Source organism: Stutzerimonas decontaminans (genome assembly GCF_000661915.1).
In the GTDB taxonomy this organism is placed as follows: Bacteria; Pseudomonadota; Gammaproteobacteria; order Pseudomonadales; family Pseudomonadaceae; genus Stutzerimonas; species Stutzerimonas decontaminans.
Window position 1 is genome coordinate 1,010,856 of sequence record NZ_CP007509.1, and the last position, 14,615, is coordinate 1,025,470.

A 14,615-nucleotide genomic window follows, 5' to 3' on the forward strand; every position below is an offset into this window, starting at 1 on the left:
AGTTTCCGATGCCTAGCCAACCATGAGGCCCGCTATGACCGCTCCCACCGCCATTCGCCGACTCAACGCTGCCGATGCCGATTTCGCTCGTCATCTGGATCATTTGTTGAGCTGGGAAAGCGTTTCCGACGATGGCGTGAACGAGCGGGTGCTGGAGATCATCAAGGCGGTGCGCGAGCGTGGCGACGGCGCGCTGGTCGAGCTGACCCAGCGTTTCGATGGTCTCCAGGTCGCCTCAATGGCTGATCTGATCCTGCCGCGCGCGCGCCTGGAACAAGCGCTCGAGCGAATCACTCCGGAGCAGCGCGAGGCGCTGGAAATCGCCGCCGAGCGGGTACGCAGTTATCACGAGCGGCAGAAGCAGGACTCCTGGACCTATACCGAAGCCGATGGCACGGTGCTTGGTCAGAAAGTCACCCCGTTGGATCGCGCCGGGCTCTATGTGCCGGGCGGCAAGGCTTCCTATCCGTCCTCGGTGCTGATGAACGCGATTCCGGCCAAGGTCGCTGGTGTACCGGAAGTCGTCATGGTCGTGCCCACGCCGCGTGGCGAGCTCAATGAGCTGGTGCTTGCAGCAGCCTGCATTGCCGGCGTCGATCGGGTCTTCACCATTGGTGGTGCGCAAGCCGTTGCGGCGCTGGCGTATGGCACCGAGAGCGTTCCGCCAGTGGACAAGATCGTCGGGCCAGGCAATATCTACGTCGCCACCGCCAAGCGCCATGTATTCGGCAAGGTTGGCATCGACATGATCGCCGGGCCATCGGAAATCCTGGTGGTCTGCGACGGTCAGACCGATCCGGACTGGATCGCCATGGACCTGTTTTCCCAGGCCGAGCATGACGAAGACGCCCAATCGATTCTGGTCAGCCCCGACGCTGAGTTTCTCGATCGCGTCGCCGAAAGCATCTCCCGCCTGCTGCCCACCCTAGAGCGTGCCGACATCGCGCGCACCTCGATCGAGGGTCGCGGTGCGTTGATCCAAGTGGCTGACATGCAGCAGGCTATCGAGGTGGCCAACCGCATTGCGCCTGAGCATCTGGAACTGTCTGTCGCCGAACCGGAGCAATGGCTGCCGCAGATACGACATGCCGGCGCGATCTTCATGGGGCGCTACACCGCCGAGGCGCTGGGCGATTACTGCGCTGGCCCGAATCATGTACTGCCGACTTCAGGTACGGCGCGCTTCTCTTCGCCGCTTGGCGTGTATGACTTCCAGAAGCGTTCGTCGATCATCAACTGTTCGGCCGAGGGAGCATCGACGTTGGGCAAGGTCGCGTCGGTCCTTGCGCGTGGCGAATCGCTGACTGCGCATGCCCGCAGCGCCGAGTACCGCATCAAGGACTGACGCTGCCTGTCCAGGACGGACTGGCGTCGCTGTCGGTTCGTCTTCGTCCCATAAGGCATCGTCATTTAACGCCCCACGGCAAACCGATCACATTCGAGGAGAGAAGGGCAGATGAGCAAGTTCTGGAGCCCTTTCGTCAAGGACCTGGTGCCCTACGTACCGGGTGAGCAGCCGAAGCTGAGCAAGCTGGTCAAGCTCAATACCAACGAGAACCCCTATGGCCCGTCGCCGCGTGCAATCGCCGCGATGCAGGCAGAACTCAACGACAATCTGCGGCTGTATCCCGACCCCAACGGCGAGCGGTTGAAGCAGGCGGTTGCCGACTATTACGGCGTGCACCCGGCACAGGTGTTCGTCGGTAACGGCTCGGACGAAGTGCTTGCCCACGCCTTTCATGGCTTGTTTCAACATGCCGGTCCGCTGCTGTTTCCGGATATCAGCTACAGCTTCTATCCGGTCTACTGCGGCCTGTATGGCATCGCCTACGAAACCGTCGCGCTTGATGAGCGGTTCCAGATCGATGTGGCCAACTACAACCGTCCGAACGGCGGCATCATCTTCCCCAATCCGAATGCGCCAACCGGCTGCCTGCTTGCGCTTGAGGCAATCGAGCGGTTGCTTGAGGCGAACACCGAATCCGTGGTGCTGGTCGATGAGGCCTATGTGGATTTTGGTGGCGAATCCGCCATCGCCCTGGTCGATCGGTACCCGAATCTACTGGTGACGCAGACGCTGTCCAAGTCGCGGTCGCTGGCGGGCCTTCGTGTCGGCCTGGCGGTAGGGCATCCGGATCTGATCGAGGCGCTGGAGCGGATCAAGAACAGCTTCAACTCCTACCCGCTGGACCGCATCGCCATTGCCGGTGCGGCCGCAGCGTTCGAGGATCGCGCCTATTTCCAGCAGACCTGCCAGCAGGTCATCGACAGTCGCGAGAGGGTGGTGACTGCAATGCAGGGGCTGGGCTTTGAAGTGCTGCCGTCGGCGGCGAACTTCATCTTTGCGCGTCACCCGCAGCGTGATGCGGCGTCCATCGCTGCCAGCCTGCGCGAGCAGGGCGTCATCGTTCGCCACTTCAAGCAGCCGCGCATCGAGCAGTTCCTGCGTATTACCATCGGTACACCGGAACAGAACCAGGCACTGCTGGACGCGCTGGGTTAACGCGGGCCGCTTGTTGCACCGGGGCATCGGGCGGACCTGCGGCGTGTACCGCCGCGAGGTCGTGCCTCTCACGGTGAGGGCACTGCCTGCTTCGTGGGAGGCCCGTCCTTGAGGTGATTCCCCTCTTACCTTGGCGCCGCGTTCACCGGCGGGCGCATGCCGACTTCGGCGGTAAGCGTCAGCGGCTTGCCGTTGCGCAGGATATCGATGTCGATCTTCTCGCCTGGGCGGGCGCGCGCGACCTGGTTCATCGAGCTGCGTCCATCGGCCGACTGGACCCCGTCGATGCTCAGGATCAGGTCTCCGGGCTGTAGCCCGGCACGGGCAGCCGGGCCCTCGCGGTACACGCCAGCTACGACAATTCCGGGGCGACCTTCTTGGCCGAAGGATTCAGCCAGCTCCTGAGTCAGCGATTGCACCTCGACGCCCAGCCAGCCACGGATCACCTGACCGTGCTCGATGATTGATTTCATCACTTCCAGCGCCAGCTTCACCGGGATCGCGAAGCCGATGCCTTGGGAGCCGCCAGACTCGGAAATGATGGCGGTATTGATGCCGATGAGGTTGCCACCGACATCTACCAGCGCTCCCCCCGAGTTGCCGCGGTTGATCGCCGCGTCGGTCTGAATGAAGTCCTCATAGGTATTCAGGCCCAGCTGGTTGCGCCCGGTGGCGCTGATGATGCCCATGGTCACCGTCTGGCCAACACCGAACGGGTTGCCGATCGCCAGCGTGACGTCGCCGACGCGTATGCGATCGGAATGGCCGAGGGTAATGGCTGGAAGGTCGGCGAGATCGATCTTCAGCACGGCGAGGTCGGTTTCAGGATCGCTGCCGATCACCCGGGCCAGCGTCTCTCGCCCATCCTTGAGCGCCACGACGATCTGCTCGGCGTTGGCGGTCACGTGGTTGTTGGTCAGCAGGTAGCCTTCGGAACTCATGATCACCGCCGAGCCGAGGCTCGACTCCATCCGCCGCTGTCTCGGCAGGTTGTCGCTGAAGAAGCGCTGAAACAGCGGATCCTTGGCCAACGCTCCCTGCTGATCGGTCTTCTCGATGACCTTGGTGGTATAGAGGTTGGCTACTGCCGGTGCTGCTCCTGCCACTGCATTGGCGTAGGAGTACGGACCCTGTTGCGGACCAGCGGTGACCAGCGGCGCCTGCTGCAGGCCGATGTCGCGCTCCTTGATGCCGACGATTTGCGGGTATCGCTGGATGATCAGCAGTGCTACGAGCAAACCGACCAGCAACGGCCAGCCGAGAAAACGTAGGGCATTGAACATCGCACAGGAATCCGGACAGAGTTGCGGGCGCGGGAAGTGGCCCTTAAGGTGGCGGCATTATACGAAGCTGCGACTGAAATGCAGCTTCATGCTTGGATGATTTGCCGTGACGGTTCGACGAGAGTCATTCGAGCTGTTGGACCAATCGAGAGGTTTCCCATGACTGTTGCCCTTGCCACTCTGGTTCAGGAGGCAGACCGCTACCTGGATGCCGCCAGGATCGCCGATTACTGCCCTAATGGCCTGCAAGTCGAGGGCCGCTCACAAGTGGCGAGAATCATCAGCGGCGTGACGGCCAGTCAGGCGTTGCTGGATGCCGCAGTCGAGGCAAGGGCCGATGTGGTGCTGGTGCACCATGGTTATTTCTGGAAGAACGAAGACGCGCGCGTGGTTGGCATGAAACAGCGCCGCCTGAAGACGCTTCTGGTCAACGAGATCAGTCTCCTGGCTTACCATCTGCCTCTCGATGTGCATCCCGAGGTAGGAAACAACGTGCGCTTGGGCGCATTGCTCGGTCTGCGCACCGAGGGTCCGCTAGACCCTGCCAATCCTCATTCGGTGGGCCTGGTTGGCTCGCTGGAAAGTCCCTTGGCCCCGAGCGAGTTCATGCAACGGATACATCAGGTGCTTGGCCGCGAACCGCTGCTGGTCGAGGGCTGCGGGCCCATCAAGCGGGTGGCCTGGTGTACCGGTGGCGCCCAGGGCTACATCGATCAGGCCGTGGCTGCTGGCGTGGACGCCTACATCACCGGTGAAATCTCCGAGCCGACGGCACACATCGCGCGTGAGAATGGCTTGAGTTTCTTTGCCGCGGGACACCACGCCACTGAGCGCTATGGCGTCCGGGCCCTAGGCGAGTACCTTGCCGGCCGGTTCGGCATTGAGCACCAGTTCATCGACTGCCCGAACCCTGCGTGAATGCCTGATCCGGTGGCTCATTGAGCCGCAGATGGTCAGGCTCAGAGCGTGATTCAGGGCTCCGGCGACTCGATATAAATCTATAGCTTTTAGGTCTAACGGGCGGCCTGATTAGAATTGAAGGTCGTGTTAGAGTGCGCCCAATCTACGGCCCGCCGGCCGTCCACCTGCTAAATCGTGAGTAGCCATGGTCGACAAACTGACGCATCTGAAACAGCTGGAGGCGGAAAGCATCCATATCATTCGTGAGGTCGCTGCTGAATTCGGCAACCCGGTGATGCTCTATTCCATCGGCAAAGATTCGGCCGTAATGCTGCACCTGGCGCGCAAGGCCTTCTTTCCTGGCAAGCTGCCGTTCCCGGTGTTGCACGTCGACACCCGCTGGAAGTTTCAGGAGATGTACAGCTTCCGCACCAAGATGGTCGAGGAGATGGGCCTTGAGCTGATCACCCACATCAACCCTGACGGTGTGGCACAGGACATGAACCCCTTCACCTACGGCAGTGCCAAGCACACCGATGTGATGAAGACCGAAGGGCTCAAGCAGGCGCTGGACAAGTACGGCTTCGATGCAGCTTTCGGTGGTGCCCGTCGCGACGAGGAAAAATCCCGCGCCAAGGAGCGTGTCTACTCCTTCCGTGACAGCAAGCATCGCTGGGATCCGAAGAACCAGCGTCCAGAGCTGTGGAATCTCTACAACGGCAAGGTCAAGAAGGGCGAGTCGATCCGCGTGTTCCCGCTATCCAACTGGACCGAGCTGGATATCTGGCAATACATCTACCTCGAGCAGATCCCAATTGTGCCGCTGTACTTCGCTGCCGAGCGGGAAGTCATCGAGAAGAACGGCACGCTGATCATGATCGACGACGAGCGCATCCTTGAGCACCTCTCCGATGAGGAAAAGGGCCGCATTGAAAAACGCATGGTCCGCTTCCGCACCCTCGGCTGCTACCCGCTTACCGGTGCGGTCGAGTCCACCGCGACCAGCCTGCCGGAAATCATCCAGGAGATGCTCCTGACCCGTACTTCCGAGCGTCAGGGGCGCGTCATCGACCACGACGCCACCGGTTCGATGGAAGAAAAGAAACGCCAGGGCTATTTCTAAGGAAACGCATCATGAGTCATCAATCCGAACTGATCAGCGAGGACATCCTCGCCTACCTGGCGCAACACGAGCGCAAGGAACTCCTGCGTTTCCTGACCTGCGGCAACGTCGATGACGGCAAGAGCACGCTGATCGGCCGTCTGCTGCACGATTCGAAGATGATCTACGAGGACCATCTCGAAGCCATCACCCGCGACTCCAAAAAGGTCGGTACCACTGGCGAAGACGTCGATCTGGCGCTGCTGGTCGATGGTCTGCAGGCCGAGCGCGAGCAGGGCATCACCATCGACGTTGCCTACCGTTATTTCAGTACCGCCAAGCGCAAGTTCATCATTGCCGACACCCCCGGTCATGAGCAGTACACGCGCAACATGGCCACCGGCGCCTCCACCTGCGACCTTGCGATCATCCTGGTCGACGCGCGCTACGGGGTGCAGACCCAGACCAAGCGCCACAGCTTCATCACCTCGTTGCTGGGCATCAAGCACATCGTCGTCGCCATCAACAAGATGGACCTGATGAACTTCGGTCAGGACGTGTTCGAGAAGATCAAGGCCGACTACCTGGCATTTGCCGATCGCATCGAACTCAAGCCGTCGTCTCTGCACTTCGTGCCGATGTCGGCGCTGAAGGGCGACAACGTAGTCAATCGCAGCGACCGCGCGCCTTGGTACGAAGGACAGTCGCTGATGGAGATTCTCGAAAGCGTCGAAATTGCGGGCGACCGCAACTTCGATGACTTGCGTTTCCCGGTGCAGTACGTCAACCGCCCGAACCTCAACTTCCGCGGTTTCGCCGGCACCCTGGCCAGCGGCATCGTGCGCAAGGGCGACGAGATCGCCGTATTGCCATCCGGCAAGACCAGCCGTGTCAAATCCATCGTCACATACGATGGCGAGCTGGAGCAGGCGACCCCTGGCGAAGCCGTCACCCTGACGCTGGAAGACGAGATCGACGTATCTCGCGGCGACATGCTGGTGCATGCCGACAGTCGCCCGCGTATTGCTGACGGCTTTGAGGCCATGCTCGTGTGGATGGGCGAAGAACCCATGCTGCCGGGCAAAAAGTACGACATCAAGCGTGCCACCAGCTACGTGCCGGGCTCGATTGCCAGCATCGCGCACAAGATAGATGTGAACACCTTGGAGCAGGGCGCCGCGAGCAACCTGCAGCTCAACGAGATCGGCAAGGTCAAGATCAGCCTGGATGCGCCTATCGCGCTCGATGGCTACGCGCAGAACCGCACGACCGGCGCTTTCATCGTCATTGATCGTCTCACCAATGGCACCGTCGGCGCCGGCATGATCATCGCCGAGCCGGTTGCCCATGGATCGGGTGGTCATCACGGTGCGCTGGCGCACGTGTCTACCGAAGAACGCGCAACTCGCTTCGGCCAGCAGCCGGCTACCGTGCTGTTCACCGGCCTTTCCGGTGCCGGCAAGAGCACCTTGGCCTATGCAGTGGAGCGCAAGTTGTTCGACATGGGCCGCGCAGTTTACGTGCTCGATGGTCAAAACCTTCGCCACGACCTGAACAAAGGCCTACCGCAAGACCGCGCCGGCCGTACTGAGAACTGGCGCCGCGCCGCCCATGTGGCGCGGCAATTCAATGAGGCGGGTCTGATCACTCTGGCCGCGTTCGTCGCCCCTGACGCCGAAGGTCGCGAACAGGCCAAGGCATTGATCGGTGCTGAGCGCCTGATCACCGTCTACGTCCAGGCTTCGCCGCAAGCCTGCCGCCAGCGCGATCCGCAGGGGCTGTATGCGGCGGGCGAGGATAATATTCCGGGTGAGTCTTTCCCGTTCGACGTGCCGCTGGATGCCGACCTGGTGGTTGATAGCGAAACGTCGTCGCTGGATGAGGGCGCTAAACAGGTGATTGACCTTCTGCGCGGGCGCAGCCTGATCTAGCGATCCCCAGCTACACCACGCTCCGCATCTGCGGGGCGTTTTTATTTGTAACGTTAGTGATTCGCCTGTCCGTTATGTAAGTAATAGTTGACGAACAACAAGGTCTAGGCTCGGTGGAGCCTTAGGGTGGGTGCAACCCGTACGCTAATGTGTCTAAGACAGCCCGCCGTGTTCAACGCTTCTGCCGTCACCCAATTTGGTCAAGCCCCCTTGTAATAACGCCAGTGGCGCCAGAACACATCTGGGGGCGACATTACGTATCTTTCAGAGCGTTCGTGGCTACTACGCCAAGCGCTTTATGCATACCACGGCGTGCACATGTTTGATGACGGATAGCTGTGGCTGCTACCAGAACGTATTAGCCGTTCGAGTTAATGGCATCCTGAAGAGCAGGTTGTTGCTGCAGGCTCTGGCGATCTTGATCAGGCTACATTACTGGTCGGAGAGATGATCCTGGTCTCAGCGGAGCGTCCGCACCTGACTCTGAAACACGAGCGCCCGATGCGGTGCGCCGAGCGTTCTGATTCGCTCAAATGTAGTCGAGGCGGTAAACCTAGTTCAGGATTAGGAAGGGAGCAAAAAAAAGCCCCGCTAGGGCGGGGCTTTTTCATCACAACGCTTTCGCTGTGGTTTAATTAAGCTTCACAACCGCGCGGCATGAACTCTGCGTCCACATCACTGGTGCAGGTCCAGGCGCCTTCGCCATCACGAGTCAAGGTGTGTGCCTTGCCTTTGACCTTCGGGCTGGCTGCGCCGTCGAAGGTGAACGTCAGCGAGCCTTCGCCGGTATCGCTATCCATATCGGCAGCGATGGTGCCCAGCGGGCTTGCATCTTCCTTGGTGCCCAGTTCGGCTAGGGTGAAAGTTGTTTCGCCGCGCATCAGACGGTCTTCGACTGCCGTTTTCAGCGCTGCAACAGCCTGCAAGCCAGTGTTGGATTCAGAGCGGGCGATGTAGTTCTGGTACTGCGGAATTGCGATCGCGGCGAGAATACCGATGATGGCCACGACGATCATCAGTTCGATCAGGGTAAAACCTTTCTGCATCTGAGCTTTCATTTGAATCTCCTTGAAGTGTTAAGGCTGTGAGCCTGAAAGGTTATAAGCAGACGGCGTGCCACTTCTCCCGATGCGGCTAAAGCGGGTGAAAAATTGTGAGTTTCGTCATGTTCGCTAGTGGGTAAACCCATGTTGAGCGAGGTGTGGATGCTATAGCCCGAGGACGTCTGCCTTCTAAGGCTCCCTGAGTGGGCGGTTCTGATTTTTTGGTTGTGGCTTGCTGTGACGATATGTGACCAAGAGCGTCACTTAGAGCGGCTGTTGTTTGCAGTACGCAGTAACTGCGCTATAAGGCGGGCATTCATTGGAGCGAGAGCCGCCATGAGCGAGAGCATTTCCCTTTCCGGTCTGGCCCGGCAGATGGTGCTGGCGGGAGTGTTGGACGAAAAGACGGCCCAGCAGGCGCAGGTTCAGGCGCTGCGTAATAAGTCATCTCTGGTTACCTACGTAGTACAAAGCAAGTTGGCGAAAGGGCGCGTTGTTGCCGAGCTTGCCTCCGAGCAATTTGGTGTCGCCTTGCTGGACCTGTCCGCGTTGGACAAGGAGTCTCTACCGAAGGACGTAGTTAGTGAAAAGCTGGCTCGCCAACACCGAGTTTTGCCCCTGGCAAGGCGCGGCAACAAGCTGTATCTGGCTGTTTCAGACCCTGCGAACCATCAGGCCGTTACTGATATCCAGTTCAGTACTGGGCTCACAACCGAAGCCATCCTGGTTGAGGATGACAAGCTCGAACAGGCCATCGATAAGTTCTTCGAAAGCACCTCGTCCGGCCTCGGTGACATGGGGGACATGGGCGACATTGATCTGGATGGAGTGGACGTTGAAACCGTTTCCGATGACGCGCGGGGCGATGAGTCGGGCGGGGAGGCTGACGATGCGCCAGTGGTGCGTTTCGTTAACAAAATGCTGCTCGATGCGATCCGTGGCGGTTCCTCCGACTTGCATTTCGAGCCCTACGAGAAGGCTTATCGCGTGAGACTGCGTACCGACGGCATTCTGCATGAGGTCGCGCGCCCCCCTATCCAGCTTTCCCCGCGCATTTCCGCGCGCCTTAAGGTGATGGCTGGCTTGGATATCTCCGAACGGCGTAAGCCGCAGGATGGCCGGATCAAGATGAAGCTCTCCAAGAGCAAGGCCATAGACTTCCGAGTCAACACACTGCCGACGCTGTGGGGCGAGAAGATTGTGATGCGGATTCTCGACCCGTCGAGCGCTCAAATGGGTATCGACGCGCTGGGGTATGAGGAGGATCAGAAAGAGCTGTACATGAATGCCTTGAAGCAACCGCAGGGCATGATTCTGGTTACGGGGCCTACTGGTTCCGGCAAGACGGTATCTCTATACACTGGCTTGAATATCCTCAATACGGTGGACGTGAATATTTCCACGGCTGAGGATCCTGTGGAAATCAATCTTGAAGGCATTAACCAAGTCAACGTGAATCCTAAGCAGGGCATGGATTTCTCTCAGGCCCTTCGTGCGTTTCTACGTCAGGATCCGGACATTATCATGGTGGGTGAGATTCGGGACTTGGAAACCGCCGAGATCGCCATCAAGGCCGCGCAGACTGGCCATATGGTGATGTCTACCCTACACACCAACAGCGCGGCAGAAACGCTGACTCGCCTGCGCAATATGGGTGTGCCTGCCTTCAACATTGCTACCTCGGTGAATTTGATCATTGCGCAGCGCTTGGCCCGCAAGCTTTGCGGCAGTTGCAAGAGGGAGGTCGACGTTCCTCGTGATGCGCTGCTGCGCGAAGGCTTTCCGGAGCAGAAGATCGGCACCTTCAAAATTTACGGCCCGGTTGGCTGCGATAACTGCAAGGGCGGCTACAAAGGGCGTGTCGGTATTTATGAAGTGGTTAAAAACACGCCCTCGCTGCAGCGGATTATCATGGAGGACGGTAATTCAATCGACATTTCCACCCAGATGCGCAAAGACGGCTTCAACGACCTGCGGACATCGGCGCTGGTAAAGGCCATGCAGGGCGTAACAAGCCTCGAAGAAGTCAACCGGGTCACCAAGGATTAAGCATGACGCAGAAAGCGATCAGAACCAGTGTGTTCGCCTGGGAAGGCATCGACCGCAAAGGAAGTAAGGTCAAGGGTGAGCTAAGTGGGGCTAGCCCTGCGCTGGTGAAGGCGCACTTGCGTAAGCAGGGTATCAACCCGCAGAAAGTTCGAAAGAAGTCGGTGTCGATATTCAGCGCTGGAAAGAAAATCACGCCGATGGATATTGCGCTTTTCACTCGGCAAATGGCGACCATGATGAAGGCTGGAGTGCCGCTGCTCCAATCATTCGATATCATTGGTGAGGGTTTTGACAATCCGAACATGCGGAAGCTCGTAGATGACTTGAAACAAGACGTTGCAGCGGGTAATAGTTTTGCAACGTCGCTGCGCAGGAAGCCACAGTATTTCGATGATCTCTACTGCAATTTGGTGGATTCGGGGGAGCAGTCTGGTGCTCTGGAAACCCTATTGGATCGTGTGGCGACCTACAAGGAAAAGACAGAGGCGTTGAAGGCAAAGATCAAGAAGGCGATGAACTACCCTATAGCTGTTGTGCTTGTGGCAATCATCGTTTCTGCGATCTTGTTGATAAAGGTGGTTCCTCAATTTCAGTCGGTTTTTAATGGTTTCGGTGCAGAGTTGCCGGCATTCACGCTGTTTGTAATTAAAATATCTGAAGCGTTGCAAGAATGGTGGTACCTAATATTGTTTGGGGCCGCCGGTATGGCATTTGCGTTCAAGCAGGCGCATGTGCGTTCTGAATCATTTAGGAATTGGGTGGATAAGGCGCTTCTAAAAACACCTATAGTGGGCGATATTATTTACAAGTCTTCTGTCGCTCGATTTGCACGGACGTTATCGACCACCTTTGCCGCGGGCGTTCCTCTCGTTGATGCTTTGGATTCCGTGGCTGGCGCAACCGGTAACGTGGTTTTTAGAAGTGCCACGCAAAAAGTAAAAAATGATGTTTCTACTGGCATGCAGCTTAATTTCTCGATGCGTACAACGAGTGTTTTTCCTTCTATGGCTATCCAGATGACTGCCATTGGTGAAGAGTCCGGTTCGCTTGATGAGATGCTAAGCAAGGTTGCCACGTACTATGAGGACGAGGTGGATAATATGGTTGATGGTCTCACTAGTCTGATGGAGCCTATTATTATGGCAGTGCTGGGAGTTTTGGTTGGTGGTCTAATCATCGCAATGTACCTGCCTATCTTCCAGCTGGGTAGCGTGGTTGGATAGTTGATGATCCTCGAGCTAATGGCCAGCCATGTGCTGGCCTTTGTTTTGTCTGCCGCTTTACTGGGTCTGTTGGTTGGCAGCTTTCTCAATGTGGTTATTTATCGCTTGCCAATCATGATGCAGCGCGATTGGCGTATACAGGCGCGTGAGTATCTTGAGTGTCCGCCGGAGCCGGCCGGTGAGCGCTTTAATTTACTGTTGCCAAACTCGCGCTGTCCTCACTGCAATCATGAGATTCGTTCTTGGGAAAACATTCCTTTAATCAGCTGGTTGGCCCTGCGTGGCAAGTGCTCATCCTGTCGTGCGCCGATTAGCTGTCGTTATCCCTTGGTGGAGCTGGCTTGCGGGTTGTTGTCCGGCTATGTCGCCTGGCATTTCGGCTTCTCCTGGCAGGCAGGGGCAATGCTGTTGCTGACCTGGGGCTTGTTGGCGATGAGCATGATCGATGTCGATCACCAGCTGTTGCCTGACGTGCTGGTGCTGCCGCTACTGTGGCTCGGCCTCATCCTCAATAACTTCGGTTTGTTCGTGGCGCTGGAAAGTGCGTTCTGGGGTGTGGTGGCGGGGTACCTGAGTCTCTGGTCGGTTTACTGGCTGTTCAAGTTGATCACCGGCAAGGAGGGCATGGGCTACGGTGACTTCAAGCTGCTGGCAATGCTTGGGGCGTGGGGCGGATGGCAGGTGCTGCCGCTTACCATACTGCTGTCCTCAGTGGTCGGTGCCGTGCTCGGTAGCATTCTCTTGCGGCTGCAGCGCGCAGAAAGCAGTACGCCCATCCCTTTCGGCCCATACCTAGCTATCGCAGGCTGGATTGCATTGCTGTGGGGCGACTGGATTACAGAAAGCTATCTGCAGTTCGTGCGCTTTTAATCCCGGTATGGCCCTCTGAGTCATGGCTGCGGCCGGCTGGTGATTGGTTCTGCAAGGTTTCCGTCGCCCATCGTCTCCCCAGGGTTGCGCTCCGCCCGCTGAGTGGTTACTACTGCGCGTCCTAATTTGTTGGCTAGGGTGTGGCGGACCGATGAGGCCCTGGATTCTTGGGTTGACTGGCGGTATTGGCAGCGGCAAGACCGCAGTGGCGGATCATTTTGCCAGCCTGGGCGTGCATGTGGTTGATGCGGACCAGGCCGCGCGTTGGGTTGTCGAGCCAGGACGGCCGGCGCTGGCGCAGATTGTCGCGCACTTCGGTGAGGGCATCCTGTTGCCGGGTGGCGGGCTGAATCGACCGGCGCTGCGTGAACGGATATTTGATAATCCCGCCGAGCGGCAGTGGCTCGAACAGCTTCTGCATCCGCTAATTCGTGCCGAGGTCGCGCAACATCTTGCGCTCGCCGAATCGCCTTACGCGATCATGGTTTCTCCATTGCTTATCGAGTCCGGGCAGTATCGTCAGGTGGATCGTGTGCTGGTGGTGGATGTGCCGGAGTCGCTTCAGGTCGCGCGTACCGCTGCCCGTGATCAAACCAGCGAGGAGCAGGTCCGCTCGATTCTCAAGGTTCAGGCTGCTCGCGAAGAGCGACTGAAACATGCCGATGATGTTCTGGTGAACGATCGTGACCTGGCATGGCTCAAGGGTGAGGTTGAGCGCCTGCACCGTTTTTATCTGACATTGCGAGGAGGGCGGGAATGACCGCGACGATAGTTGAATGCCCGACATGCGGGGCGCCGGTCGAGTGGGGAGCGCAAAGCCCGAACCGACCTTTCTGTTCCGAGCGCTGCAAGCTTATCGACCTTGGGGCGTGGGCAGCGGAAGAGCACTCCATTCCAGGCAATGAGCTGGAGGACGACGTATTTTCCGGTGATGTCCCTCCGCGCGAGCACTAAGCGGCCCGCCGGGCAGCGAGCTACTGTGCTGCCCGGCGTTACTTTTCCTCCTTCCATGGTGCCTGCAAGTAGCGGCTTTGATTGAAGCTTTCCATCCAGTCCGGATAGAAGACGACAAGCGCCGTGATCGCCGTGCCGTTGATGAAGGCCTCGGGGAACATCACCAGCCAGATGTAACCGGCGAAATCGTCCAGCCAGGGTGGCATCGGGAAGCGGCCATCGAACAGCAGTACGCCCAGCGACGCCAGGATGCATGCCAAGGCTGCAAGTGCCGCCGGGAAGAATCCTGCGAAGAAGATGAACACGAATAGATTGCGCGGCTGGGCGCGCTCCACCAGTCGGGCGCAAATGACCGTAACCATGACTGGGATTAGCACCAGCAGAACGCCGTTAACGCCGAGAGCGGCAAGGTGTTGATGGCCGGTCAGCGTCAAGCCGAGCTGTGCGACTAGGGCGGCGATGATAGCTAGCGGCCAATCAAGCAGCAGCGTAACTGCGGTCAGTCCGATAAAGTGAAAAGAGAGGCCGGAGTCGAAATCCCGCCGAACCAGCCACAACAAGAAAACGGCCAGCATTGCTCCGAACAGTAGGTGCTGCCGGCGCGTATCACTGAACAGTTCGACCCATGGTGCTCGCCATGCAGCCCAGAGCAGGGCGGCTGCGTAGATAACCCAGCCCATAAGGAGCGTAGCGGGGGCGAGCAAATGTGCAGCAATCATCCTGACGGGTCCTTTGCGCTGATGTTTGTGTGTTGTTC

At 58.6% G+C, this 14,615-nt stretch carries 13 protein-coding genes; 10 read left to right on the top strand and 3 right to left on the bottom strand.

Features of this window, described 5'->3' with window-relative positions; all coding sequences use genetic code 11:
* Window positions 1-34: 34 nt before the first annotated feature.
* Complete coding sequence (gene hisD / locus UIB01_RS04640; RefSeq protein ID WP_038657320.1) at window positions 35-1,345, top strand: histidinol dehydrogenase; 1,311 nt, start codon at window positions 35-37, stop codon at window positions 1,343-1,345.
* A gap of 111 nt (window positions 1,346-1,456) precedes the next feature.
* On the top strand, window positions 1,457-2,503 hold the full coding sequence (gene hisC, locus UIB01_RS04645) for a histidinol-phosphate transaminase (RefSeq protein WP_038657322.1): 1,047 nt from the start codon (window positions 1,457-1,459) through the stop codon (window positions 2,501-2,503).
* A 125-nt stretch (window positions 2,504-2,628) separates the two neighbouring features.
* Here hisC and algW read toward each other — a convergent pair whose 3' ends face one another.
* Complete coding sequence (algW, locus tag UIB01_RS04650) at window positions 2,629-3,786, bottom strand: Do family serine endopeptidase AlgW (RefSeq protein WP_038657324.1); 1,158 nt, start codon at window positions 3,784-3,786, stop codon at window positions 2,629-2,631.
* Between the two features lie 159 nt (window positions 3,787-3,945).
* Here algW and UIB01_RS04655 point away from each other — a divergent pair, with 159 nt between their 5' ends.
* From UIB01_RS04655 to cysN, 3 genes are all read left to right on the top strand, one after another.
* The gene (locus UIB01_RS04655) at window positions 3,946-4,704 is read left to right on the top strand and encodes a Nif3-like dinuclear metal center hexameric protein (RefSeq protein WP_038657326.1); all 759 of its coding nucleotides are present in this window, start codon (window positions 3,946-3,948) and stop codon (window positions 4,702-4,704) included.
* Between the two features lie 187 nt (window positions 4,705-4,891).
* Complete coding sequence (gene cysD, locus UIB01_RS04660; protein WP_038657327.1) at window positions 4,892-5,809, top strand: sulfate adenylyltransferase subunit CysD; 918 nt, start codon at window positions 4,892-4,894, stop codon at window positions 5,807-5,809.
* A gap of 11 nt (window positions 5,810-5,820) precedes the next feature.
* Complete coding sequence (cysN, locus tag UIB01_RS04665; protein WP_038657329.1) at window positions 5,821-7,719, top strand: sulfate adenylyltransferase subunit CysN; 1,899 nt, start codon at window positions 5,821-5,823, stop codon at window positions 7,717-7,719.
* Window positions 7,720-8,354: 635 nt separating this feature from the next.
* Here cysN and UIB01_RS04670 read toward each other — a convergent pair.
* Window positions 8,355-8,777: a pilin gene (locus UIB01_RS04670; protein ID WP_038657331.1), complete on the bottom strand. Its 423-nt coding sequence runs from the start codon at window positions 8,775-8,777 to the stop codon at window positions 8,355-8,357.
* A 321-nt stretch (window positions 8,778-9,098) separates the two neighbouring features.
* On the opposite strand from UIB01_RS04670, the gene pilB reads away from it, so the two are divergent.
* From pilB to yacG, 5 genes are all read left to right on the top strand, one after another.
* Window positions 9,099-10,811, top strand: a complete 1,713-nt coding sequence (gene pilB, locus UIB01_RS04675; RefSeq protein ID WP_038657333.1) for a type IV-A pilus assembly ATPase PilB — start codon at window positions 9,099-9,101, stop codon at window positions 10,809-10,811.
* Window positions 10,812-10,813: 2 nt separating this feature from the next.
* Window positions 10,814-12,034, top strand: a complete 1,221-nt coding sequence (locus tag UIB01_RS04680; protein WP_038657335.1) for a type II secretion system F family protein — start codon at window positions 10,814-10,816, stop codon at window positions 12,032-12,034.
* 3 nt (window positions 12,035-12,037) lie between these two features.
* Window positions 12,038-12,904, top strand: coding sequence for a prepilin peptidase (locus UIB01_RS04685; RefSeq protein ID WP_373278814.1), 867 nt, complete (start codon window positions 12,038-12,040; stop codon window positions 12,902-12,904).
* A 151-nt stretch (window positions 12,905-13,055) separates the two neighbouring features.
* Window positions 13,056-13,664, top strand: a complete 609-nt coding sequence (gene coaE / locus UIB01_RS04690) for a dephospho-CoA kinase (protein ID WP_038657340.1) — start codon at window positions 13,056-13,058, stop codon at window positions 13,662-13,664.
* A complete protein-coding gene (yacG, locus tag UIB01_RS04695) occupies window positions 13,661-13,858 on the top strand; it encodes a DNA gyrase inhibitor YacG (protein WP_038657341.1) in 198 nt (65 codons plus the stop codon). The genes coaE and yacG overlap by 4 nt, the downstream gene beginning before the upstream one ends.
* A 38-nt stretch (window positions 13,859-13,896) precedes the next feature.
* Here yacG and UIB01_RS04700 read toward each other — a convergent pair whose 3' ends face one another.
* A complete protein-coding gene (locus tag UIB01_RS04700; RefSeq protein ID WP_038657343.1) occupies window positions 13,897-14,577 on the bottom strand; it encodes an energy-coupling factor ABC transporter permease in 681 nt (226 codons plus the stop codon).
* Between the last annotated feature and the right edge of the window lie 38 nt (window positions 14,578-14,615).

Excerpts from the sequence above, each read along its gene's own strand:
- hisD (WP_038657320.1), top strand. The coding sequence starts at position 35 with ATGACCGCTCCCACCGCCATTCGCCGACTCAACGCTGCCGATGCCGAT.
- hisC (WP_038657322.1), top strand. The coding sequence starts at position 1,457 with ATGAGCAAGTTCTGGAGCCCTTTCGTCAAGGACCTGGTGCCCTACGTA.
- algW (WP_038657324.1), bottom strand. The coding sequence starts at position 3,786 with ATGTTCAATGCCCTACGTTTTCTCGGCTGGCCGTTGCTGGTCGGTTTG.
- UIB01_RS04655 (WP_038657326.1), top strand. The coding sequence starts at position 3,946 with ATGACTGTTGCCCTTGCCACTCTGGTTCAGGAGGCAGACCGCTACCTG.
- cysD (WP_038657327.1), top strand. The coding sequence starts at position 4,892 with ATGGTCGACAAACTGACGCATCTGAAACAGCTGGAGGCGGAAAGCATC.
- cysN (WP_038657329.1), top strand. The coding sequence starts at position 5,821 with ATGAGTCATCAATCCGAACTGATCAGCGAGGACATCCTCGCCTACCTG.
- UIB01_RS04670 (WP_038657331.1), bottom strand. The coding sequence starts at position 8,777 with ATGAAAGCTCAGATGCAGAAAGGTTTTACCCTGATCGAACTGATGATC.
- pilB (WP_038657333.1), top strand. The coding sequence starts at position 9,099 with ATGAGCGAGAGCATTTCCCTTTCCGGTCTGGCCCGGCAGATGGTGCTG.
- UIB01_RS04680 (WP_038657335.1), top strand. The coding sequence starts at position 10,814 with ATGACGCAGAAAGCGATCAGAACCAGTGTGTTCGCCTGGGAAGGCATC.
- UIB01_RS04685 (WP_373278814.1), top strand. The coding sequence starts at position 12,038 with ATGATCCTCGAGCTAATGGCCAGCCATGTGCTGGCCTTTGTTTTGTCT.
- coaE (WP_038657340.1), top strand. The coding sequence starts at position 13,056 with ATGAGGCCCTGGATTCTTGGGTTGACTGGCGGTATTGGCAGCGGCAAG.
- yacG (WP_038657341.1), top strand. The coding sequence starts at position 13,661 with ATGACCGCGACGATAGTTGAATGCCCGACATGCGGGGCGCCGGTCGAG.
- UIB01_RS04700 (WP_038657343.1), bottom strand. The coding sequence starts at position 14,577 with ATGATTGCTGCACATTTGCTCGCCCCCGCTACGCTCCTTATGGGCTGG.